Origin of the sequence: Aeromicrobium sp. 636 (assembly GCF_024433585.1) — a bacterium.
Classification (GTDB): Bacteria; Actinomycetota; Actinomycetes; order Propionibacteriales; family Nocardioidaceae; genus Aeromicrobium; species Aeromicrobium senzhongii.
Genome location: NZ_WNJU01000001.1, coordinates 381,515 through 403,906 on the forward strand (window position 1 = coordinate 381,515; position 22,392 = coordinate 403,906).

The 22,392-nt window shown below is 70.1% G+C and carries 27 protein-coding genes and 1 riboswitch; of the genes, 11 read left to right on the forward strand and 16 right to left on the reverse strand.

Going from position 1 to position 22,392, the window contains the following annotated elements; genetic code table 11:
* Positions 1-88 precede the first annotated feature (88 nt).
* Entirely contained in the window at positions 89-2,911 is a 2,823-nt protein-coding gene (locus GL325_RS01865) for a thioester domain-containing protein (RefSeq protein ID WP_187768419.1), read from the reverse strand.
* Between the two features lie 143 nt (positions 2,912-3,054).
* Between GL325_RS01865 and GL325_RS01870 the strand changes: the two genes are divergently transcribed.
* The 8 genes from GL325_RS01870 to GL325_RS01905 all read left to right on the forward strand — a co-directional run bounded on the left by GL325_RS01870 (position 3,055) and on the right by GL325_RS01905 (position 8,683).
* Positions 3,055-3,873 (forward strand): DUF1206 domain-containing protein, encoded by an 819-nt coding sequence (locus GL325_RS01870; RefSeq protein ID WP_187768420.1) that lies wholly within the window; start codon positions 3,055-3,057, stop codon positions 3,871-3,873.
* A gap of 48 nt (positions 3,874-3,921) precedes the next feature.
* The gene (locus tag GL325_RS01875; RefSeq protein ID WP_154594982.1) at positions 3,922-4,179 is read left to right on the forward strand and encodes a hypothetical protein; all 258 of its coding nucleotides are present in this window, start codon (positions 3,922-3,924) and stop codon (positions 4,177-4,179) included.
* 62 nt (positions 4,180-4,241) lie between these two features.
* Complete coding sequence (locus GL325_RS01880) at positions 4,242-5,750, forward strand: molybdopterin-dependent oxidoreductase (protein ID WP_187768421.1); 1,509 nt, start codon at positions 4,242-4,244, stop codon at positions 5,748-5,750.
* A 68-nt stretch (positions 5,751-5,818) separates the two neighbouring features.
* Positions 5,819-6,436 carry a fasciclin domain-containing protein gene (locus tag GL325_RS01885; RefSeq protein WP_154594984.1) on the forward strand — a complete coding sequence of 206 codons (618 nt, stop codon included), beginning with the start codon at positions 5,819-5,821 and terminating at the stop codon, positions 6,434-6,436.
* Positions 6,437-6,464: 28 nt separating this feature from the next.
* Positions 6,465-7,055, forward strand: a complete 591-nt coding sequence (gene sigK, locus GL325_RS01890; protein WP_255467008.1) for an ECF RNA polymerase sigma factor SigK — start codon at positions 6,465-6,467, stop codon at positions 7,053-7,055.
* Positions 7,052-7,756, forward strand: a complete 705-nt coding sequence (locus GL325_RS01895; protein WP_187768422.1) for an anti-sigma factor — start codon at positions 7,052-7,054, stop codon at positions 7,754-7,756. The genes sigK and GL325_RS01895 overlap by 4 nt, the downstream gene beginning before the upstream one ends.
* A 2-nt stretch (positions 7,757-7,758) precedes the next feature.
* Entirely contained in the window at positions 7,759-8,064 is a 306-nt protein-coding gene (locus GL325_RS01900; protein WP_255955379.1) for a DUF1905 domain-containing protein, read from the forward strand.
* A gap of 40 nt (positions 8,065-8,104) precedes the next feature.
* Positions 8,105-8,683 (forward strand): DUF1992 domain-containing protein, encoded by a 579-nt coding sequence (locus GL325_RS01905; RefSeq protein ID WP_187768423.1) that lies wholly within the window; start codon positions 8,105-8,107, stop codon positions 8,681-8,683.
* Here the strand turns inward: GL325_RS01905 and GL325_RS01910 are convergent.
* Both GL325_RS01910 and GL325_RS01915 read right to left on the reverse strand, forming a co-directional pair.
* The gene (locus tag GL325_RS01910; RefSeq protein WP_154594988.1) at positions 8,643-9,266 is read right to left on the reverse strand and encodes an L-threonylcarbamoyladenylate synthase; all 624 of its coding nucleotides are present in this window, start codon (positions 9,264-9,266) and stop codon (positions 8,643-8,645) included. The genes GL325_RS01905 and GL325_RS01910 overlap by 41 nt on opposite strands.
* A gap of 178 nt (positions 9,267-9,444) precedes the next feature.
* Positions 9,445-9,591, reverse strand: a complete 147-nt coding sequence (locus tag GL325_RS01915) for a GPGG-motif small membrane protein (RefSeq protein ID WP_187411358.1) — start codon at positions 9,589-9,591, stop codon at positions 9,445-9,447.
* Positions 9,592-9,697: 106 nt separating this feature from the next.
* Between GL325_RS01915 and GL325_RS01920 the strand changes: the two genes are divergently transcribed.
* Complete coding sequence (locus tag GL325_RS01920) at positions 9,698-10,489, forward strand: phosphoadenylyl-sulfate reductase (RefSeq protein ID WP_187768424.1); 792 nt, start codon at positions 9,698-9,700, stop codon at positions 10,487-10,489.
* The gene (gene cobA, locus GL325_RS01925) at positions 10,486-11,691 is read left to right on the forward strand and encodes a uroporphyrinogen-III C-methyltransferase (protein ID WP_187411356.1); all 1,206 of its coding nucleotides are present in this window, start codon (positions 10,486-10,488) and stop codon (positions 11,689-11,691) included. The genes GL325_RS01920 and cobA overlap by 4 nt, the downstream gene beginning before the upstream one ends.
* Here the strand turns inward: cobA and GL325_RS01930 are convergent.
* The 13 genes from GL325_RS01930 to GL325_RS01990 all read right to left on the reverse strand — a co-directional run bounded on the left by GL325_RS01930 (position 11,639) and on the right by GL325_RS01990 (position 21,435).
* Positions 11,639-12,094: a hypothetical protein gene (locus GL325_RS01930; RefSeq protein ID WP_187768425.1), complete on the reverse strand. Its 456-nt coding sequence runs from the start codon at positions 12,092-12,094 to the stop codon at positions 11,639-11,641. The genes cobA and GL325_RS01930 overlap by 53 nt on opposite strands.
* Positions 12,095-12,194: 100 nt before the next feature.
* The gene (locus GL325_RS01935; RefSeq protein ID WP_187768426.1) at positions 12,195-12,584 is read right to left on the reverse strand and encodes a hypothetical protein; all 390 of its coding nucleotides are present in this window, start codon (positions 12,582-12,584) and stop codon (positions 12,195-12,197) included.
* Complete coding sequence (locus GL325_RS01940; protein ID WP_154594991.1) at positions 12,577-12,939, reverse strand: hypothetical protein; 363 nt, start codon at positions 12,937-12,939, stop codon at positions 12,577-12,579. Before GL325_RS01940 ends, GL325_RS01935 begins: the two co-directional genes overlap by 8 nt.
* Positions 12,940-13,132: 193 nt before the next feature.
* Positions 13,133-15,970 carry an aminomethyl-transferring glycine dehydrogenase gene (gene gcvP, locus GL325_RS01945; protein ID WP_187768427.1) on the reverse strand — a complete coding sequence of 946 codons (2,838 nt, stop codon included), beginning with the start codon at positions 15,968-15,970 and terminating at the stop codon, positions 13,133-13,135.
* 81 nt (positions 15,971-16,051) lie between these two features.
* Positions 16,052-16,138: riboswitch (glycine riboswitch) on the reverse strand.
* 50 nt (positions 16,139-16,188) lie between these two features.
* Positions 16,189-16,764 carry a MerR family transcriptional regulator gene (locus GL325_RS01950; protein WP_154594993.1) on the reverse strand — a complete coding sequence of 192 codons (576 nt, stop codon included), beginning with the start codon at positions 16,762-16,764 and terminating at the stop codon, positions 16,189-16,191.
* A 140-nt stretch (positions 16,765-16,904) separates the two neighbouring features.
* Positions 16,905-17,384 (reverse strand): bifunctional nuclease family protein, encoded by a 480-nt coding sequence (locus GL325_RS01955; protein ID WP_154594994.1) that lies wholly within the window; start codon positions 17,382-17,384, stop codon positions 16,905-16,907.
* 12 nt (positions 17,385-17,396) lie between these two features.
* A complete protein-coding gene (locus GL325_RS01960) occupies positions 17,397-18,113 on the reverse strand; it encodes a MerR family transcriptional regulator (protein ID WP_187768428.1) in 717 nt (238 codons plus the stop codon).
* Positions 18,110-18,499: an FHA domain-containing protein gene (locus tag GL325_RS01965; RefSeq protein WP_255467508.1), complete on the reverse strand. Its 390-nt coding sequence runs from the start codon at positions 18,497-18,499 to the stop codon at positions 18,110-18,112. The genes GL325_RS01960 and GL325_RS01965 overlap by 4 nt, the downstream gene beginning before the upstream one ends.
* Before the next feature lie 133 nt (positions 18,500-18,632).
* Positions 18,633-19,010 (reverse strand): glycine cleavage system protein GcvH, encoded by a 378-nt coding sequence (gcvH, locus tag GL325_RS01970; protein WP_187411922.1) that lies wholly within the window; start codon positions 19,008-19,010, stop codon positions 18,633-18,635.
* Between the two features lie 23 nt (positions 19,011-19,033).
* Entirely contained in the window at positions 19,034-19,744 is a 711-nt protein-coding gene (locus tag GL325_RS01975; RefSeq protein WP_154594996.1) for a DUF881 domain-containing protein, read from the reverse strand.
* Positions 19,737-20,069: a small basic family protein gene (locus tag GL325_RS01980; protein WP_187411921.1), complete on the reverse strand. Its 333-nt coding sequence runs from the start codon at positions 20,067-20,069 to the stop codon at positions 19,737-19,739. The genes GL325_RS01975 and GL325_RS01980 overlap by 8 nt, the downstream gene beginning before the upstream one ends.
* Positions 20,066-20,869, reverse strand: a complete 804-nt coding sequence (locus GL325_RS01985) for a DUF881 domain-containing protein (RefSeq protein WP_187768429.1) — start codon at positions 20,867-20,869, stop codon at positions 20,066-20,068. The genes GL325_RS01980 and GL325_RS01985 overlap by 4 nt, the downstream gene beginning before the upstream one ends.
* On the reverse strand, positions 20,866-21,435 hold the full coding sequence (locus GL325_RS01990; protein ID WP_154596173.1) for a CDP-alcohol phosphatidyltransferase family protein: 570 nt from the start codon (positions 21,433-21,435) through the stop codon (positions 20,866-20,868). The genes GL325_RS01985 and GL325_RS01990 overlap by 4 nt, the downstream gene beginning before the upstream one ends.
* 299 nt (positions 21,436-21,734) lie before the next feature.
* Here GL325_RS01990 and GL325_RS01995 point away from each other — a divergent pair, with 299 nt between their 5' ends.
* Entirely contained in the window at positions 21,735-22,352 is a 618-nt protein-coding gene (locus GL325_RS01995) for a superoxide dismutase (RefSeq protein WP_187411920.1), read from the forward strand.
* Positions 22,353-22,392 lie beyond the last annotated feature (40 nt).

A 22,392-nucleotide genomic window follows, 5' to 3' on the forward strand; every position in this document is an offset into this window, starting at 1 on the left:
GCGTCCTTACCCCCGGGGACGGAGTTTTTTCGAACCGGCCTGTGCCGCGCCGCGCCACCATCACTCGCGTCCGCGGGCGAGCCTGACCTCACATGCTGCGGCGACGATGCACGATCAGCGCGCCGCCACCGGCGACGAGCAGTGCGACGCCGATTCCCCAGGCCGGACCCCACGGACCGCCGGTGCTGGCCAGGAAGTCGTCGTAGTAGCCGCCGTAGTCGCTGCCACCGCCGCCGCCCTGCTCCTCATCGTCGCCACCCTGGTCCTGCGTCCGGTACGTGTTCGTGGCCACGACCTCGCCGACGAGCTCCTCCACGATCGTGACCGGTCCGGGCGTGATCGTCACCGGCGTCGAGAGGACGACGGTGTCCGTCTCGCCGGTGGCGGTTTCGGTGACCTCGCAGTTCGTGCCGGCCGGGATGCCCTCCAGCGTCTCGACGTAGCCGCCCGCGAGCGAGCCTGCCGGGATGGTGAACTGCTGGTCGAAGGCGTTGTCCGCATCGTCACAGTCGATGTCCAGGACGACCTCGCCCTGCTCCCCTGCGGCCGGTCCACCGATGATCTTCGTGACCTGCAGCCCTCCGACGGCGCGGGCGTACTCGTTCGTCACGGCGACCGGCTCGTTCGCGTTCTCCACGACCGTGACGGTCGCGGGGTCGATGGACGAGGCGGTCAGGCTGACGAGTCCGTTGTCGCCGTCCTGGGGCTCGGTGATCGTGCAGGTCGAGCCGGCCGGGAATGCCGTCAGGGTGGTCGTCTCGATCCCCGCGCCGGTGCCGGCCGCGATGGTGACGGCCTGTTCGATCGTGCTGCCGTCCTCGGGGTCGGTGCAGGCGACGAGGATCTCGACCGGCCCCTGGAGGCCGGCTCCCCCGCCGCTGATCGTCTTGGTGACGGTGATCCCGCCGACCGTGGCGTCATAGTCGTTCGTGACGGCCACGGCAGGGGTCGCGCCCTCGGCGATGGTGACCGTCTCTGGGGCGATGGACGTGGCTGTCACGGTCACCCGGCCGTTGTCACCGTCCTCCGGCTCGGTGATGGCGCAGGTCGCACCCACCGGGAGCCCGGAGAAGGTGTCCGACACCGTGCCCGCCGGGCTCCCCGCGGGGATCGTCAGGGTCCGCTCGAGTGCGGTGCCCCCGCCCTCGGGAGTGCACGACACCAAGACCTCGATCGGACCCTGCAGGCCCGCGCCGTCGCCCGTGATCGTCTTCGTGACCTGGAGTCCGCCGGTCGCCCGCGCGTACTCGTTCGTGACCGTCACCGGTGTGCCGGCGCCCTCGAGCACGGTCACGGTCCCGGGTTCTATCGAGGTGGCCGTGACGCTCACCTGGTCGTTGTCACCGTTCTCGAGCTCCGTGGCGACGCACTCCGATTCCGAGGGCAGGCCGATGAAGTCCTCCGACTGCGAGCCCGCTGGGGACTGGGCCGGGATCGTCAGGGTTCGTTGGATCTCGGCGCCCCCGTCTGGTGGGGTGCAGGTCAGGAGGACCTCGATCGGACCCTGCAGACCCGCCGCCTCGCCGGTGATCGTCTTGGTGACCCGGACCCCGCCGGTGGCGCGCGCGTACTCGTTCGTGACCGCGACGGACGCGGTCTGATTGGCCACGACCGACACGGTCTCGGGTTCGATGGACGTGGCGGTCACGACCACCAGCCCGTTGTCGCCGTCCTCGGGCTCGGTGACGACGCAGGACGACCCGGTGGTCAGTCCGGTGAACGTCTCCGCCTGCGACCCGGCGGCCGTTCCGGCCGGCACCGTCAGGGTCCGCTCGACGACGGGACCGCCGCCCTGGGGGGTGCAGGTCACCAGGACCTCGACCGCGCTCTGCAGTCCCGCTGCGTCGCCGCTGATCGTCTTGGTGACCTCGATGCCGCCACTGGCCACGCGCGTGATGCGCACGCTGGCAACCGCCGCGATGGTGCTGTTCTCGGCGAGGATCAGGCTCTGGGCAGAGTTCCGCCCCGGGATCGAACCGTCGTAGAGATAGACAGTGCTCTCCCGCACGGGCACCTCGCGTTGCAAGGAGAAGCCCTGGGAGGCGGCCGTGCTGGCGCTTCGCGTCCACAGTTGTGCGCCGGGCTGGACCGTCGCGCCCTCGGCGAGCGGCTGGGTGCCCGCGGCGTCGGCGAAGACCTCCACACCTTCGAGGCGCAAAGTCGACGGACCGTCCGCCGTGACCGTGAAGGGTCCGACGAGGTCGCCGGAGGCGGGTGCCTGTGCCGTCTGCGGCGAGACGCTGAGGTCGGGCTGTGCGGGCTCGGCCAAGGGTCCGTTCGCGATCGCGTCCGCGACGATCTCCGACGTGAGGTCGAACAGCTGGGGGTTGTTGTCGGGATCGAGCACGAAGCTGTCGCTGAAGAACCAGATCGCCGACTGGACCGCGCCGGCCCGGACGTTGTCGGCGACTCCGGCCGGCACGTCGGGCACGGTCGGGTAGTAGTTCTGCAGGATGTAGGCGACGTAGCCGAGGTTCCTGACGTTCGACTCGTTCCACTCCCCTCGCTCGTACGGGATGCCCGTCTGGGTCGAGGTGAAGACGTCGATGCAGTACGTCAGCACCTCGTTGCCCTCGGCATCGTTGGCCGGGATGACGCCGGCATAGCCGTCGTTGCGGGTGGGCCACGTGGTCGGGACGTCGGTCGCGGCCGGGTAGCCCTCGGTCACCGGATCGAAGGTGGAGGGTCCGGTGTAGCCGTCAACGTCGAGCACGCCGAGCTCTCCGGTGAGCGGTCCGATCTGCAGCTCGGTGAACGGAGAGCCGACCGGGAACGGCTCGTCCTCACCACCGATGATCGGCTGAGCCTGGGCCGGGGTCATCGCGAACAGCAGGCCCGCGAGCAGGGTCAGGACCAGCAGCCCGGCCGCACCTCGACGACCGCGGTTGGTCACTCCACTGGTCTCGGTCATCGAGTCCCCCCAGGGTCCGGTTCACCTGGCTCCCCGACGGGGATCCCGGTATTCGAGTGTGGTCACGGTCACAGGAGAACCGCAAGCGCGGAGGCGTCAGCCGTGAACGGGCCGCGGGGCCGCAGAAGCCGTAGGCTCGCGCCATGACCCCCGGATCTGCACCCTCTGCCGCGCGCGCCGTCGACCAGCATCCCGCCATGGACTACGTGGCGCGGGCCGGACTGGTCGCGTTCGGTGTCGTCCACGTCGTCATGGGCTGGCTCACGCTGCAGCTCGCGTTCGGGGACCGCGAGAACAAGGCCGACAGCACCGGCGCGGTGCAGGAGCTGGCCGAGCAGCCCTTCGGTGGGGCGATCGTGTGGGCCGTCGCCGTCGGCATGATCCTGCTCGCCGCCTGGCAGGCGATCGAGGCCGCGGTCGGACACCGCGAGGACGATGGCACCACACGGCTGCGCAAGCGACTGACGAGCCTGGGCAAGGTCGTCATCTACCTCGCGATCGCGATCAGCGCGATCAGGGTGGTCACCGGTTCGGGCTCGTCCAAGAAGGACGGCACGACCCCGGTGAGCGTGAAGCTGATGGACCTGCCGATGGGCCAGGTCATCGTCGGCCTCGTGGCTCTCGGCATCGCGGCCGTCGGCGTCTACCTGATCTACAAGGGCGCGACCCAGCGCTTCCTCAAGGACATCGAGGCCGGCGGTGCCAGCGGCCGGGTCGGCACGGCCTACGTCTGGCTGGGCACCGTGGGGTACGTCGCCAAGGGTGTGGCGATCGTGGGTGTCGGTGCGCTCTTCGGCTATGCCGCGGTCACGCACGAGCCGAAGAAGTCCGGGGGCATCGACGAGGCACTGCTCACCGTGCTGGACCAGCCGTTCGGGCCCGTCGTGACCGCACTCGTCGGCGCGGGATTCGTCGCGTTCGGACTGTTCTGCTTCGCATGGGCCCGCCACATCGACCGGTGAGTCGGGCCGTATCCCTCGGTTGTCGAACACACGTTCTACAGTGGTCCCATGGGCCACAACCGCAGGTACGGCGACCGCCTGTCGGCACTGGATCCTCCGGCCGTCGCTCCCCCGCCCCGCATCCGTCCGCAACACGTCTGGGTGAATCTCTCGACCGTCCAGCACGCCTCGGCGGTGTACCCGGGTGTGCTCGTGGAGTGGCGCCCCGTGGTGAAGGGGTGGGAGGCGCTGTGCACCTGGGCCTCACCGGACGGCGTCGTGCACACCGGGTGGCTGCCGGCCATGCGATTGAAGCCGTTGACGTGAAGGACTGAGGACGCTCGCGCCCGCGAACCCATCCGGCGGCCGTCTCGCAACGAACCACACGCATGAATCGCCATGATCTCGTTCTCGGGGCGGGCGCGGGCCTGCTGTCGGCTGCCGCCGGGCTCTCGGCCGGCCACCTCGTCGCCGCACTGATCGGTCCGGCCGCCTCGCCGGTCCTGGCGGTGGGCAGCGCGGTGATCGACCGGACGCCGACCCCGCTGAAGCAGTGGGCGGTCGAGACGCTCGGGAACGCCGACAAGCCGGTCCTGCTGGGCAGCGTCCTGGCGGGAACCCTGCTGCTGGCGGCGCTCGGCGGCGTGGTCGCGCGCCGGTCGTTCCCGGTCGGCGCCGGCGTGGTCCTGCTCCTGGTCGCCGTGGCTGGCTGGGCCGCTCTCTCTCGTCCGGCCGCTCGGCCCGTGGACGTGGTCCCCGCGATCGTGACCGCGGCCGTCGCGCTGGGAGCGCTGCGGTGGCTGTCCCCCGACACCACAGGGCCGCGGGAGGTCGTCGACGGCATGGGGCGTCGCCGCCTGCTGGTCCGCGCCGGAGTGATCGCCGGCGGGGCACTGGTCGCCGGAACCGCCGGACAATGGCTGGTCGCGCGGGTCCAGGACGTCAAGAACATCGCGCTCCCCCGGGCTCGTCGTCCCCTGCCACCGCTGCCGCGGGGCCTCGAGGGCCGCTTCCGTGGTGTCACCGGCTTCCAGACGCCGAACGAGGACTTCTACCGCGTCGACGTCAACCTCACCGTCCCGATCGTCGACCACGAGAGCTGGACCCTGCGCATCGACGGGATGGTCGACCGGCCCTATGAGCTGACGTTCGACGAGCTGCTCGAGCTGCCGATGATCGAGTGCGACATCACGATGTGCTGTGTCTCCAACGAGGTCGGCGGCCCGTACCTGGGCGGTGCCCGTTGGCTCGGGGTGCGCGTCTCGGACCTGCTGGAGCGGGCCGGAGTGCGTTCGGGGGCCGACCAGATCCTCAGCACGGCGACCGACGGCTTCACCATCAGCACTCCCCTGTCCGCGGCTCAGGACGGCCGCGACATGATCGTCGCCGTCGGGATGAACGGCGACCCGCTGCCGCGCGAGCACGGCTTCCCCGCCCGCCTCGTGACGCCCGGCCTGTACGGCTACGTGGGCAGCACCAAGTGGCTCTCGAGGATGACGGTGACGACCTATCGCGAGGAGAAGGCGTACTGGACCGATCGCGAGTGGGCCACCGACGGCCCGATCAAGATCGCGTCGCGCATCGACACCCCCGCCGCGTTGAAGGCGGTCGATGCCGGTCGCATCGTCGTCGCGGGCGTCGCCTGGGCACCGGGACGCGGGATCTCCGCCGTCGAGGTCCGGGTCGACGACGGTCCCTGGCAGGAGGCGCAGTTCGGACCCGATGCGGGCGTGGACTACTGGCGTCAGTGGTACCTGCTGTGGGACGCCGACTCCGGCCGGCACACCCTGACCGTCCGCGCCCGCACCCCCGACGGCGAGGTCCAGACCGATGAGCGCGAGCCGCCTTTTCCCGACGGTTCCAGCGGTTTGCAGCAGATCGTCGTGAACGTTCGGTGATCAGACCCATCCGATCTCCCGACGGTGTCGAACCACTTGCAACATCGTCACCAATGAGAGGCACGACCATGAACCGCTTGCTCCCCCACCGCGCCGCCGCAGCCACCGCCGCCATCGTCATGTGCTTCGGTCTGGCTGCCTGCAGCAGCAGCGACGACTCGTCCAGCGACTCGAGCGCCAGCACTCCCTCCAGCTCCGCGACCGAGGAGATGGACGAGGCCATGGGCCCGTTCGGCGCCGGCTGCTCCGCCGTCCCCACCGAGGGTGAAGGCTCCGTCGATGGCATGGCCGACGACCCGGTCGCGACCGCCGCCTCGAACAACCCGCTGCTCACCACGCTCGTCAAGGCCGTCACGGCCGCAGACCTCGGTGACACCCTCAACAGCGCCGAGTCGCTGACGGTCTTCGCGCCGACCAACGACGCGTTCGCCAAGATCCCCGCCGCCGACCTGAACGCCCTGCTGGCCGACAAGGCTGCGCTGACCAAGGTGCTGACGCACCACGTCGTGGAGGGCGAGCTGTCGCCCGAGGACGTGGCCGGCGAGCACAAGACGCTCGCGGGTGACACGATCACCGTGGAGGGCTCCGGCGAGGAGTTCACCGTCGGAGAGGCCAGCGTCATCTGCGGCAACGTCGACACGGCGAACGCCAAGGTGTACGTGGTCGATTCCGTGCTGATGCCCTGACCATCCATCCCACGAGGGCGATGAACTGGTGAATCAACTGCGTGCAGCGACCTCGGGCGGCGACACCTCGCCGCCCGAGGCGCTCGCGCCGCTGCTCAAGCGGTGCGGACTGGGCGACGAGTATGCGTTCGCCGACCTGTACGACCAGGTCTCACCGCGCATCTTCGGTCTGGTCAAGAGGATCATCCGTGACCCGGCCCAGTCCGAGGAGGTCACCCAGGAGGCGTTCCTCGAGATCTGGCGTCAGGCGGCTCGGTTCGACCTGGCGCGGGGCTCGGCGCTCGCCTGGATGATGACGATCGCGCACCGCCGCGCCGTCGACCGGGTCCGCAGCGTCGAGGCCACCAGCACGCGTGACGTGGAATACGGCCACCGTCATCAGGCCGTGGAATACGATTCAACTAGTGAAGTGGTCCAGTCCCGGATGGACGCACAGCGGGTCCGCAAGGCGATGGGAAGCCTGACGGACACGCAACGCCAAGCCATCGAGCTGGCCTATTTCCGGGGATGTACCCATACGGAGGTCGCCACGATGTTGGGAGTGCCGCTGGGAACGGCGAAGTCCCGCGTCCGCGACGGCCTCATCAGACTGCGCGACACGATCGGAGGTGAACGATGAGCGACGTGCACGCCCTGTCAGGTGCCTACGCGCTCGACGCGGTCACCGACATCGAGCGCCAACAGTTCGAACGCCATCTCGCCGGGTGCGACATCTGCACCGAGGAGGTCGCCTCGCTGCGTGAGGCTGCGGCAGAGCTCTCCGCCCTCACGGTGGAGGAACCGCCGCGGGAGCTGCGTGGCTCGGTCCTCTCCGCCCTGTCCGAGGTGCGACAGCTGCCCCCCGTGGTCCGGCACCGGCCCGCGCCGGCCCGCCGGTCTCCCCAGCGCCTGCTCGTGGCCGCCGCCGCGGCCGTCGTGGTGGTGGGAGTCGGCGTGGGCGTGGCCCGCCCCTGGCAGGACGACCCGGGCTCCGGCCAGACCGTCAGCGTGGCCGACCGCGTGATGCGTGCCGCCGACGCCCAGCGCATCACCCTGGAGTTCGAAGGCGGCGCCAAGGCGACCGTGGTCCGCTCCCCCTCGGTCGGCCGAGCGGTGCTGGTCACGCGCGACATGCCGCCCCCGCCCAAGGGCCACTCGTACGTCGTGTGGTTGCAGCAGGGCGATGCGATGGTGAACGCCGGAGCGATGGCCCAGAGCCCCGACCAGACGGTGTTGCTCTCCGGTGACGCGGCGACCGCCTCGGCGGCCGGCGTCACGGTCGAGTCCAACCCCGACGTCGACGAGCCGACCCAGGACCCGATCGCGTTGTTCGAGTTCTGAGCGTGCGCGACGACGGACGGGTGTTCGAGTTCGACGCGGACCTGTGGCTCTGGCGTGAGGACGGCTCGTGGCACTTCCTCACGGTCCCGGAGGCCGTGAGCGACGAGATCGAGGACCTGGCCGGCCCGCGCGGCGGGTTCGGCTCGGTCAAGGTCGAGGTCACGGTCGGCGAAACCTCGTGGCGGACGTCCCTGTTCCCCAGCAAGGAGCAGCGGTCCTTCGTGATGCCGGTGAAGCGCTCCGTCCGGGTCGCGGAGGCGTGCGAGGCGGGCGATCGGATCCGGGTGCGACTGTCGGTCCAGTCGTAAACTGCCGACGTGGACCGCATCACAGGACACCGCTGACCCGATGGACGAGGACGCCCGCAACCGCGCCGCCCGGTACCGGATGGATCCGGACGCCGAGCGGGTCGATGAGTCAGCGGACGACGAAGCGCCGGCCCCGCCGCCGCGCCGCCCCGAGGACCAGACGCTGTGGGTCGACCAGCAGGTCCGCGCAGCGATGGCGCGAGGCGAGTTCGACGACCTGCCCCACGCAGGCAAGCCCCTCCCCCACATCGACACGGCCGCCGAGCCCGACTGGTGGCTCAAGCGGTTCATCGAGCGCGAGCAGATCACCGGAGTCCTGCCCGAGGCGCTGCAGCTGCGCAAGGACGACGCGATCCTGGACGAGCAGCTGGACAGCCTGCGGTCCGAGCGTGCCGTGCGCGAGGCCGTCGAAGAGTTCGATCGTGGGATCGTGGCGGCGCGTCGCCAGTTGCAGGGTGGTCCGCCGGTCGTGACGCAGTTGCGCGACATCGAGGTCGAGCTCGCTGCCTGGCGAGCGCGCCGAGGGCGCAGAGCTCAGGCGACGTCGGTGCCAGCGCTTGAGCCGTCCCCGCCGGGCGTCATTCGAAGGGCGTGGGATCGCCTGCGCCGACACGGATGACCTCGGCATAGCCGCTGGAGAGATCCACGACGGTGGTGGGCTCACCGATGACCTCGACACCGGAGTCGACGATGGCGTCGATCTGGTCGCCGAGGGCTTCACCGATCTGCCATGCCTCGGTCATGGGCGAGGTCTCGCCGGGCAGGATCAAGGTGGATGACAAGAGCGGCTCGCCGAGTGCCTGGACGAGGGCCAAGGAGACCTTGTGGTCGGGGATGCGCACGCCGACGGTCTTCTTCTTGGCCTGCAGCAGCCGCCGGGGCACCTCGCGGGTGCCGGGCAGGATGAACGTGTACGGCCCGGGCGTGGCGGCCTTGACCGCGCGGAACACCGTGTTGGCCACGTTGACGAAGTGGCCCAGCTGGGCGAAGTCGCAGCAGACGAGCGTGAAGTGGTGCTTGTCGTCGAGCTGGCGGATGGTGCGGATGCGCTGCAGGGCGTCGGCATTGCCGATCTGGGCGCCGAGCGCATAACCCGAATCAGTGGGGTAGGCGATCAGTCCACCGTCGCGCAGCACCTGGACCGCCTGGTCGACGGTGCGCTGCTGGGGGTCGACGGGGTGGATGTCGATGTAGCGGACCATGTGGCCACCCTAGACGTCGGCGGCCCGGCCCTGCATCGCGCGCGTGGCGGTGCCCCACCAACGACCATCCCGCCGGCCCCTGGCACCACGATCGTCCGAGGACGATGCGGGGCCGAGAGCCGACGGGATGGATGTCGATGTGTAGCGAACCTCGTTCGCCATCCGTGACGTCAGTCGATCAGGTAAAGAGGCTGACGCCGCCGGGGCCGACGAGCAGTGCGATGACGATGAGCACGGCGCCCATCACGAAGTCGCGCTGGACAAGCCGGAGGATGCCGAAAATCGCGATGATCACGGCGGCAATCCACAAAATGGTGTCCCACATGGGGTGACTCCCTTCAATAGGTTCGCCCCTACCCTGCCGTAGGTTCCCGGTGTTCGCATTTTGGACGGAACCGCTCCGTGCTCCCGCGCGCATTAGTGTCGGCCTCGTGAGCACCCCCAGCCTGGCCGAGCGGCGCGAGCGCCAGCTCGCGCACGAGCGGGATCGCGCGGCCCATCTGGCCCACCGTGCGGAGATCTCCAGGACACGACGCACCACACCGGAACTCCGCGTGATCGCCCTGGAGGCCGAGGATCGATTCGCCGACGGCGACACCGACACCCTGCTGTCCTGGGTGGCTGAGGAGTTCGGTGACCTGACGGCCGTCGCGTGCTCGATGGCCGACGCCGTTCTCCCCCACGTGGTCGCCCGACACATCCCCTGGGTGGACACGCTCTTCCTCGAGACGGGGTATCACTTCGCCGAGACGGTGGGCACCCGAGACGCGGTCGAGTCCTCCATGCAGCTCACGATCGTCGACGTGCAGCCCCGCCAGAGCGTCGCCGAGCAGGACGCCCAGTACGGCGAGCGCCTCTTCGAGCGCGACCCCGCGTTGTGCTGCCAGCTGCGCAAGGTCGAGCCGCTGACCGAGACGCTTGGCGGGTACGAGGCCTGGATCACCGGGGTTCGCCGTGACGACAGCCCGCTGCGCGCCGACACCCCGTTCGTGACGTGGGACGAGAAGAACGGCCTGGTCAAGATCAACCCGCTGGCCGACTGGACGTTCGACCGGGTGCTCGACTACGCGGCGGAACACGACGTGATCCTCAATCCGCTGCTGAACGACGGCTACCCGTCGATCGGCTGTGCGCCGTGCACGCGCCGCGTCGCACCGGGAGAGGATCCCCGGGCCGGTCGGTGGGCCGGTCTGGACAAGTCGGAGTGTGGCCTGCACACGTGAGCATCTTCCCTCTCGGACTGCGCCTGGAAGGACGCCGCGTCGTCGTGGTCGGGGGTGGTCACGTGGCCACCCGCCGCGCCTTCGCGCTGGTCGAGTCCGGCGCCGACGTCCACGTCGTCTCCCCCGCCGTCTCGGACTCGCTCGCGTCGGCCATCGGCCGCGGCACGATCACCTGGCACGAACGCGCCTATCACTGCGGCGACCTCGACGGCGCGTGGCTCGTGCAGACCGCGACCGGTGTCCCGGCGGTCGACGACCTCGTCGCCGACGACGCCGAGGCGCGCCAGATCTTCTGCCTCAAGGGCGGCGACCCCGAGCGGGCCACGGCGTGGACCCCGGCCGTCGCGCGGGTCGACGACGTGACGATCGCCGTCAGCGGGGGCGGCGACGCCGGCCGCGCCTCCGCGCTGCGCGACGCGCTGGCCACGGCGTTGCAGACCGGCGACCTCCCCCTGCGGCACCGCACGCATCCGCGCGGCCTGGTGGCCCTCGTGGGCGGTGGTCCCGGCGACCCCGGGCTGCTGACCGCTCGCGGACGCCGCCTGCTGGCGGAGGCCGACGTCGTGGTCTTCGACCGGTTGGCACCCCAGTCGGTCCTGGCCGAGTTGGCGGCCGATGTCGAGGTCATCGACGTCGGCAAGCAGCCGGACCACCACCCGATCCCTCAGGAGCAGATCAACGCGCTGCTGGTCGACCGCGCCCGCGAGGGCAAGGTCGTCGTCCGCCTCAAGGGCGGAGACCCGTACGTCTTCGGACGCGGCGGGGAGGAGTTGCTCGCGTGCCGTGAGGCCGGCATCGAGGTCGAGGTCGTTCCGGGCGTCACGTCGGCGATCGCCGTGGCGGCGGCCGCCGGAATCCCCGTGACCCACCGCGGAGTCGCGCGAGGCTTCTCGGTCGTCACGGGGCACGAGTCACTCGGCGAGCTCCCGCGGCGGGGCGACCACACGCTGGTGATGCTCATGGGCGTCAAGCGCCTGCGCAGCACCGCGGACGAGCTCATCGCCGCCGGACACGACCCCGAGACGCCGACCGCGGTCATCGAGCGAGGGTTCTCCCCCGATCAACGCACCACGATCGCGACGCTCGGCACGATCGCCGACCGGGCGTCCGATGCCGTGTCGCCCGCGATCACCGTGATCGGCGACGTGGTCAGCCTCGCTGCTGCAACCACCGGTTCAGTCGGCGTTCGCCAGACCTCATGACCAGGTCGTGTGCCAGCACGAAGACCGGGCGCAGCACCCGTTCCGAGCGGCGCATCCACGGCGCCGTGGCGTCGACGCGCCAGTCGATCGTGAGGTCGGTGCGGTCCGGCCGGCCCGGCTCGAACGACAGTGCCGCGCTCCCCTCGAGGTCCCCGCGCGAACGGAAGCGCATCGCGCTGGTCGGCTCGAGCTCGAGGTCGTAGACCGTGAATCGCAGTCGGTACCCGAACACGCTCCGGGCGACGAGGTCGATCTCCTCACCGTGGTGCGCGGTGACGCGCACCGCGTCCCACCACGGCAGCGGGTCGTCCTGCTCGAGGAACTGCTCCAGGGTGTGCCACAGCCGCTCGGGCGGCTCCGCCACGTCCCAGACCGACCGGAACTCGTACGATCGGTCGCTCATGGGGCCGTGTCGGTGCCGGGGAACGCGACGGCGCGGGGATTGAATGGAGCCAGCCCTGCACGGTATGAGCGTGCGGGGCTCTTCTGGTCCCGGGGGCGGGTCATCGGCGAGTCCGCCGCAGCCACCACAGCCCGATGAACGGCAGGACCAGAGGGATGTAGCCGTATCCCGCGCCGAACCCGGACCACACGGTGGCGTCCGGGAAGAGCCCGTCGTCGACGAGGCTCAGCACGCCGACGGTCAGCACTCCGACCAACTCGAATCCGACGGCTGCGGTGGCGACGCGGCGGTTGCCCGTCGCCAGCGCCCACGTGGCGACGCCGTAGACGACACCGGCCACCGCCGAGAGCGCGTACGCGACCGGCGCCTCGTCGGCCTTCACGATGAGCTGGTAGACCGACCGGGCCGTGGCCGCGACGGTGAACACGGCGTAGACGGCGACCAGCGCGCGCCCGAACCCGTGCTGCGTGTCGCCTGCGTGCTCAGCCATGTCCCTGCCAGATCTGGTGCGTCCGGATCAGCATGACCGAGACGGTGAAGAGGGCGACGGCGACCACGCCCGTGCCCCAGCGCGTCTTGTCACCCACCCCCCACAGGACGGCCGCCGGGGGGATCAGCACGGTCGTCACCAGGTAGGACAGGTAGAGCGCCTTCTCGATGTCGCGATCGGTGCCGGAGACGGCCACGATCCCCCAGATCAGCGCCACGACCAGCAGCGCCTCGACCAGCGCGACGGCGTAGAAGAGCGGGTTGCTGAACCGGTAGGACTTCGCGGTGTGCCACGCAGCGAACAACGATGCGACGAAGGCGGCGGCGGAGGTCACGTACACCAGTGCGTCAGGCATGTCAGAGCCGAGTCTTTCACGGTGCCAAAATGACCCGGCGAGCACCCCGATCGTCCTGATCTCGCCCGCCATGGCGGTCCCGTCGTCCTTCTACGCCCCGTTCGTCGAGGCCTTCGAGGTCGGCCGCCGGGCCACGGCGCCCGCCTTGTCCGTGCAGCTGGCCGGGGACGGCTTCTCCACTGCGGTGGGCCGATCAGGCGAACGCTTCGGCCGGCGGGCAGGAGCAGACCAGGTTGCGGTCGCCGTAGGCGTTGTCGATGCGTCCCACCGGCGGCCAGTACTTGTCCTGCGTCGTCCCGGCGGGGAAGACGCCCTCGGCGATCGGGTACGGGTGCGTCCAGTCCACCAGCTCGTGCGCGGCGTGGGGCGCACTCGTCAGCGGGTTGTCCCGGTCGTCGTACTCGCCCGCCGCGACCCGGTCGATCTCCGAGCGGATCGCCAGCATCGCCTCGCAGAACCGGTCGAGCTCGGCGAGGTCCTCGGACTCCGTCGGCTCGACCATGAGGGTCCCCGCCACCGGGAAGCTCATCGTCGGTGCGTGGAACCCGTAGTCGATGAGTCGCTTGGCGACGTCGTCGATCGAGAGCTTCGCGTTCTTGGTGATCTCGCGCAGGTCCAGGATGCACTCGTGGGCGACCAGGCCGTGGTCGCCGGTGTAGAGCACCGGGAACGCGTCGCCCAGTCGCGCCGCGACGTAGTTGGCCGCCAGCACGGCCACCGACGTCGCGTCGGTCAGGCCGTCGGCGCCCATCATCGCGACGTAGGCGAACGGGATCGGCAGGATGCCGGCCGACCCGTAGGGGGCCGCACTGATCGTGCCCGCGCTCCCGCGCCGGGCGGCGTCGGGGTGGAACGGGTGCTTGGGCAGGAACGGCACGAGGTGCTCCCCCACCGCGACCGGGCCCACGCCGGGGCCGCCACCACCGTGCGGGATGCAGAACGTCTTGTGCAGGTTGAGGTGCGAGACGTCGCCGCCGAACCGTCCGGGTTGGGCATGGCCGAGGAGGGCGTTCAGGTTGGCACCGTCGACGTACACCTGCCCGCCGTGCTCGTGGACGATGTCGCACAGCTCGCCGATGCCGTGCTCGTAGACCCCGTGCGTCGAGGGGTAGGTCACCATGATCGCGGCGAGGTCGTCGGCGTGCTTCTCGCACTGGGCGCGCAGGTCGTCCAGATCGACTTCGCCGGCATCGGTCGCCTTGACGATGACGACCCGCATCCCGGCCATGACGGCCGACGCGGCGTTGGTGCCGTGCGCCGAGCTGGGGATCAGGCACACGTCACGGGCCTGCTCGCCCCGGCTGCGGTGGTACTCGCGGATCGCGAGCAATCCGGCGAACTCGCCCTGCGAGCCGGCGTTGGGCTGCACCGAGACGGCGGCGTACCCGGTCACCGTGGCGAGCCAGGACTCGAGCGTCTCCACCAGCTCGATCATCCCGGCGGCGTCCTCGGCCGGGACGAAGGGATGCAGGTCCGCGAAGCCGGGCCAGCTGATCGGCTCCATCTCGGTCGTGGAGTTGAGCTTCATCGTGCAGCTGCCGAGCGGGATCATGCCGCGGTCGAGGGCGTAGTCACGATCGCTGAGCCGACGCAGGTAACGCAGCATCTGCGTCTCGCTCCGGTGCTCGACGAACACGGGGTGGGTCAGGATCTCGTCGTCGCGCAGCCAGTCGGCGTCGAGGGAGGTCTCCCCCTGCGCCGGCAGCTCACCCCCGCCGAAGGCCGCGAGGACGGCGTTGAGGTCCTCGACCGTCGTGGGCTCCGAGACGGCGACGCCGACCCGGTCGGCGTCGAAGCGCCACAGGTGGATCCCGGACCGGCGAGCAGCCGCCACGACCTCGTCGGCGCGCCCGGGCACGATCGCCGTGACCGTGTCGAAGAACCGGTCCGACGCCAACTCGATGCCCGCGGCGCGCAGGCCGTCGGCCAGCCGGGTGGCGTGGCCGTTGACCTGCTGGGCGATCGCCCGGAGGCCCTCGGCCCCGTGATAGACGGCGTACATGGCCGCCACCACCGCCAGCAGCACCTGCGCGGTGCAGATGTTCGAGGTGGCCTTCTCCCGGCGGATGTGCTGCTCGCGCGTCTGCAGCGCCAGGCGGTAGGCCGGTCGGCCGGCCGAGTCGACGGACACTCCGACGAGACGACCCGGCAGGTGACGCTCCAGGCCCGCGCGCACGGCCATGAAGCCGGCATGGGGCCCGCCGTAGAACATGGGGACGCCGAACCGCTGCGTCGAGCCGACGACGACGTCGGCACCGAGGCTGCCCGGCGATCGCAGCAGCACCTGCGCCAGCGGGTCCGTGACCACCACGGCGAGCGCACCGGCGGCGTGGACCTGCTCGATCACCGGGGCCAGGTCGATGACGGCGCCGTCGGCACGCTGGTAGGCGATGATGACGCCGCTGAAGTCGCCCTGCGGCAGGCCCTCACGCAGGTCGGCCTCGACCAGCGGCAGACCGACCGCCTCGGCGCGGGTGTGCAGCACGGCGAGCGTCTGCGGCAGCAGCCCGTCGTCGACGACGACCGGCAGGTCGGTGCGCTTGCGGTCGGCGCGACGCACGAGGGTCAACGCCTCCGCGGCGGCGGTCGCCTCGTCGAGCAGCGACGCGTTCGCGGTCGGCAGCCCGACCAGGTCCTCGACCATGGTCTGGAAGGCGAGCAGCGCCTCGAGGCGGCCCTGGGAGATCTCGGGCTGGTACGGCGTGTAGGCGGTGTACCAGGCCGGATCCTCCAGCACGTTGCGGCGGATGACCGCGGGCGTGGTCGTGGGGTGGTAGCCCAGACCGATCATCGAGACGCCGGGATGGTTGCGGTCGGCCAGCTCGCGCAACCGGGCGGTGGCCTCGGTCTCGCTCGCGGCGGCGGGCAGCCCGTCCAGCGCCGAGCGGATGCCGGCCGGAACGGCGGCCTGCATCAGCGCCTCGAGGCTGTCGTACCCGAGCCGCTCGAGCATCGCGGCCTGGTCGGTCGCGCGTGGACCGATGTGACGGTCGACGAAGCGGGTGGCGGGCTGGCGGTCGTGCTGCGACATGGGGTCACTCCGAGGGCTCGACGAACAGGGCCCTCCCCCTCTGTCGTCGTGCCGATGGTGTCGGCATGCCTTCAGAGTCGCCTGTGACGTGCGGTCCGGTGGCCTGAGAGGTTCCGGGGAGGAATTGCCCCTTCGGCGCCCTGAACGGGACTCTCCCGCACGTTTCAAACGGCAGTCGTCAGCCTACCCCGACCGGAGCCGGAACGGCTGACGACAGGTCAGTTGGCCTTGCGGGCGGCGCGGCGCGCGGCGAGCTCGTCGCCGGCCAGCGGCTCGGCCGCCTCGGCGCGCTCGGTGGGCAGCTCGTGCAGCGTGCCCTCGATCTCCTTCCAGACACCGCCGATGGCGATGCCGAAGACGCCCTGTCCACCCTGGAGGAGATCGATGACCTCGTTGGCGGAGCGGCACTCGTAGACGCTGGCGCCGTCGCTCATGAGCGTGACCTGGGTCAGGTCCTCGGTGCCGCGCTCGCGCAGGTGGTCGATCGCGGTGCGGATCTGCTGCAGCGAGACACCGGCGTCGAGCAGACGCTTGATGATCTTGAGCAGCAGGATGTCCTTGAAGGAGTACAGCCGTGCCGTGCCCGAGCCGGTGGCCGAGCGGACGGTGGGCTCGACCAGGCCGGTGCGGGCCCAGTAGTCGAGCTGGCGGTACGTGATGCCGGCGGCGTTGCAGGCCGTCGGCCCGCGGAATCCCGTGTCCTGGGGCATGGGCGCGAGGTCGTCGTCGAACAACAGGCCCTGGGCACTGGCCTGCGCCTGTGCCTCTGCTGCCTCGTCACGAGGATCGATCATGATCACGCCTTCCTGGCGACCGGTTGGACCGGCCTCCCACAACAAGAGAACCACACCGCTGTGGTCTTGCGTACCCTCAAGTTAGACGTGAGAGTCTCTCGACGCACGCACCGACGCGCGTGTCGGCCCGTCTATTACGTTCAACCTTCACTTGAGGGTTTCTCGAAGTCCTCGGGATCCACGTGATCGAGGAATTCGCGGAACTTCGCGATCTCCTCGTCCTCGTCGGGGGTCTGGGCGAAGCCCGCGACGTCCAGGACGTCCTCGGCGCACACGACGCGCACGCCCGTGCGCAGCGCCAGGGCGATGGAGTCCGACGGCCGGGCGTCGATGACCGCTCCCCCGGCGAACGCCAGCTCGGCGAAGAAGACGCCGTCGCGCACGTCGACGATGCGGACCTCCAGGAGCTCGTCGCCGAGCCCTTCGATGATCGACGCCATGAGCGCGTGCGTCGGCGGCCGCGGCGCCACCGTGCCCTGCTGGGCGAAGGCGATGGCCGAGGCCTCGATCGCGCCCACCCAGATCGGCAGGTACCGGGTGCCCTCCAGCTCACGCAGCAGCACCAAGGGCTGGTTCGTGGGCATCTCGACCCGGACTCCGACGATCTGCAGTTCACGCATCGGTGGCTCCGTTCAGCCGCGCAAGCCGGCGCGGACGAGCACGGTGTGCAGGCGCACGGCCAACGCGGCGAGTTCGGCCAGCTCGGCGGCGGCGCCGGACTGTTGGCGGGCAGCGGGAGGAATGACCTGGTCGAGCAGGCCGAGCTCGCGGTCGGCCGCGCTGCGGAAGCCGCGCAGGTGTCGCGGCTCGAGGCCCAGCTTGGCCAGCTCGCCCACGAGGGACGCCACGACGAGGTCGTCGGTGTCGTAGTACCGCTGCTGCGGGCGTCGGCGGATCAGCTCGAACTGCTCGATCTCGTCGAGCGTCGCGGCGTCGATGCCGGCGGCGTCGAGGAGCTCGTCGCGGGTCATGCGGGTGGATCCGGCGCCCTCGGTGATCGACTGCGCCGTCGGGGTGCCGTCGGCCGCGAGCGTCACCTGGGGCACGCGCAACGTGGCGCGCAGCTCGGTGTCGGGGACCTCGCCGGAGTCCATCTGGTCCAGGACCTGACGGATGTGGCTCAGCGGCCAATAGCGGTCCTTCTGCATCCGCAGCACGAACCGCAGCCGCTCGACGTCACCGTAGGTGAACTTGCGGTAGCCCGAGGGCGTGCGCCGCGGCTCGACCAGACCCTGCTCGTCGTAGTAACGGATCCGGCTCTGGGAGATGTCCGGGAACTCCTCGGAGAGCTCGGCGATGACCTGGCCGATGCCGAGCAGTTGCTCGCGCGCGGCCTCGTTGCCGCTCACTGACCACCTTCGGAGACGACGGTGCCCGGGAAGTAGATGAGGCGGTACTTGCCCAACTGGACCTCGTCGCCGCCGGCCAGCGGGATGTCGCCGTCGATGCGGTCGCGGTTGACGTAGGTGCCGTTGAGGCTGCCCAGGTCGGTGACGACGTAGCCGCCGCCACGACGCGAGAAGGTCGCGTGCCGGCGCGAGACGCTGATGTCGTCGAGGAAGATGTCGCTGGAGGGATGACGTCCCGCCGAGACCACGTCCTGGTCGAGCAGGAAGCGTGAGCCGGCGTCCGGTCCGCGCTGGACGAGCAGCATCGCGTTGCCGACCGGCAGATTCTCGACGGCGAACACGTCGCCCGCCGACATCTCCTCGGTGTCGGCGTCGATGACCGGGATGAAGTTCGTGTCGTCGAAACCGTCCGGCGTCGTCACCGCGATCAACTCCGTCTCAAGTACAACTTGAGGCTTTCGCTCAAGTCGGGGTTCAAGGTTCGTTCGCCCCCAACCTAACACCCGCCCATGGGCAGGGTCAGGCGCTCACCACAGCCGAGTACGCCTCGGCCGTGAGCAGTCCGTCGGTCGGGTCCTCGCCGCTGGTGCGGACCTTGATCAGCCAGCCCTCGCCGTAGGGGTCGGAGTTGATGACCTCGGGCGTGGCCTCGAGGGCGTCGTTGCGGGCGATGACCTCGCCGGAGACGGGCGTGAAGACGTCGGAGACCGACTTCGTGGACTCGAGCTCGCCGACCACGGTGCCCGACTCGAGGGACTCGCCCTCGGCGGGCAGATCGACGTACACGATGTCGCCGAGCTGGTCCTGGGCGAAGTCGGTGATGCCGATGATGGCGACATCGCCCTCCAGGCGTACCCACTCGTGCTCTGCGCTGTAGAACAGGTCCTCAGGGATCACGCTGGCTCCTCCATCGTCACGCGTCAGTCGTTCGCGGGTCGAGCGTACTGGGGCTCGGGGTCATCGGCCACGGCGGTGATCCGGATCCGGCGACGCTCCTCGACGCCGACCTCTCCCCCGCGTCCCTCGACGCGGTCGGCCAGGCCGCCGCGGAAGGTCACCGCATCGGCGAGGGTGTCGGGGTCGCCGATCACCTCCATGACGTACGGCGGCTTCAACAGGCGTCCGCTGACCCGCACGCCGGCGTCGTCGTCGAGGAACCAGGTCTGGGCGACCACGCGGGCGACCCCGTTCAGCGAGATCACCTCGGCGCCGGCGTCGCGCATCTCCTGCACGGCGTCCAGCAGCACCGACGCCGTCACCGCCCCGGGAGGCGCGGTGATCGTGATCTCGATGCCGGGGCCCTCGGCGCCGACCGTGCCGGAGAGGATCGCCAGGGCGTTGGCGCGCAGGACCGCGGCCTCGCGCGCCTCAGCGGTGCTCTTGGTCGAGTCGCGCAGGTCGTCGCGGGACGCCTCGAGGGTCTCGATCTGCTGGGTGAGCCGTGCGTTCGTGGCGTCGAGCGACTTCAACAGCTCGGCCAGCTCGATACCGCGCACGCCGCTGAAGTCGTCGGTCTCGTCGCCCTCGCGCCACTGGACCGTCACGGTGAAGGCGAGCAGGCCGATCAGCAGACCGACGATCCAGCTCGACCGGCGGCGCAGGGCGGTGCGCAAGGAGAACGTCTCAGGCATGGAAGATCAACCTGCGGATCGCGGCGGCATTGGCGAAGATGCGGATGCCCAGGACGACGATGACACCGGTCGACAGCTGCGAGCCCACGCCGAGCTGGTCGCCGACGAAGACCATCACCGCGGCGATGGCGACGTTCGAGACGAACGAGATCACGAAGACCCGGTCGTCGAAGCGGCCTTCCAGGAACGCCCGTGCGGCCCCGAGCACGGCGTCCAACGCGGCGATGATCGCGATCGGCACGTAGGGCTGCAGGCTCGTGGGGACGGTCGGCTGCAGGATCAGGCCGATCGTGACGCCGACGACCAGACCGATGACCGGGATCACGACTCGCTCCTCCTGAGTGGTTCGGCCGAGACGGACAACCGCGCTTCGGGAGCGGCGTCCAGCTCGACGTCGTCTGATCCTTGCACGTCGTACCAGATGCCATCGGCCTCGGCCCGCGCGGCGAGATACCGACCTGACGGACCCTCCTCCCACCGGCTGCGGAGCACGTCCTCGTCACCGATCGCCTCGACGACGATCGGCTCGGTCACGGACCGGTAGTTCACCGTGATGGCCTCCCCCGCCGAACGGATCGCGGAGGTGGCGGTCAGCCGGTGCCCTCCGACGGAGACGGCCTCGGCGCCCGCGAGCCACAGTCCGTTGACGACCAACTGCAGGTCGGTGTCGGTGAGTCGCCCACCCGGGCGGTCCTCGTTCGCCGAGGACTCGACCGTGAGGACGACACCCGGTCCCTCGACGGCGACGGAACCGGCGGCGACCCGCAGCCCGGCGGTTCCCGGGCCGTCGACGACGGACTCGGCCTGCAGGTCGGCGATCTGCTGTTGGAGACCCACGACCGTCTCCTGCTTGCTCTTGACGAGATCCTCACGCACGCGGATGTTCTCGATCAGCGCGTTCCGCTCGGCCTCGGTCGCCGGCCGGTCGATGCGCGTCTGGACCGCGGCGACCGTGACCAGCAGACCGAAGACGCCCGCCATCACCGCGGTGAGCACCTTGGCGACGGGTCGCGGCGGGGTGTCGTGGGCGACGTAGTAGTCGTCGTCGAGAGCCGTGGCGGCCAACCGCTCGAGGATGGACTCGGCCTCCTCGACCGACGAGCCGGAGACGGACTGGCGACTCACGGCGTCCGCGGGGTCGAGGCCAGCAGGCGGCGCACCTGCACGGCGTACAGGATTCCGGCCCACCAGTACAGCGCCACGCCCCAGATGGTGAACGCCCAGCCGAAGACCCGGGCCAGGTTGGCCACCGCCCCGTCCCCGTCGCCCAGCAGCAGCAGCGGGAAGGCGTACAACAGGCCGGCGGTGGCCGCCTTGCCCAGGAAGTGCACGGGCAGGGCGCTGAAGCCGCGGGTGCGCAGGAACGGTACGAGCGAGAACAGCACGACGTCCCGCAGGGGCAGGATCACCGCGAGCCACCACGGGATGATGTCGCGCAGACCGAGACCGACGACGACGGCGAGGATGTAGAGCCGGTCGGCGACCGGATCCAGGAGAGCGCCCAGCCGTGTGGTGCGACCCGTGGCGCGGGCGATCTTGCCGTCGAGGTAGTCGGTGATCCCCGAGACCACGAGCACGCCGATCGCGAGCAGGTCTGCCTCGGGCACCAGCACGAGCCACAGGAAGACCGGGACCAGGACGATCCGGACGGCACTGAGCAGGTTCGGGATCGTGAACAGCTCGTCCTTCAGCGACGGCTGGGGCTCCCTCTCCTCGGCGGCGGGTGCGGCCGGCTTCGAGGCCGCGGGGGCGGCAGGACGGCGGGGCTCGGCGATCGGAGCAGGCGCGGCCTGAGAGACCACGACGTCCTCGGAGGGCGTCGTGGCCTCGACGTCGTCCGAGCCTTCGACCCGGCGGATCCGCTTGCCTGCCACGGGAACAGCCTACTGCCGGGTGTCCCGCGATCCGGCCCGACCTTGCCCGAGGGAATTCAACTGACAGACTGAGACTTGACCCTGAAGACGATCACCTACGACGACCAGGAGGACCAGTGGCCGATTACACGCTGCCGGAACTGCCCTATGACTATGGGGCATTGGATCCCCACATCTCGGGCAAGATCATGGAGCTTCACCACACCAAGCACCACCAGAACTACGTCAACGGCCTGAACACCGCCCTCGAGAAGCTCGAAGAGGCGCGTTCGGTCCAGGAGTTCGACACGATCAACCTGCTCGAGAAGAACCTCGCGTTCAACCTCGGCGGTCACATCAACCACTCGATCTTCTGGAAGAACCTCTCGCCGGACGGCGGCGACAAGCCGACCGGCGAGCTGGCGGCCGCCATCGAGGACAACTTCGGTTCGTTCGACGCGTACCGCGCGCAGTTCGAGCAGGTCGCCCTCGGCATCCAGGGCTCGGGCTGGGCCATCACCGCGTGGGACACGCTCGGTCAGCGGCTGGTCATCGTCCAGCTCTACGACCAGCAGTCGAACATCCCCGCGACGCTCATCCCGATCTCCCAGCTCGACATGTGGGAGCACGCCTTCTACCTCGACTACCTCAACGTCAAGGGCGAGTACGTCAAGGCGTTCTGGAACATCGCGAACTGGGCCGACGCGCAGGAGCGCTTCACCGCCGCCACCAGCGGCGGACAGATCCTGTTCTGAGATCCGTCCTCGCCCTCGGGCGAGACAGACACGACTGCCC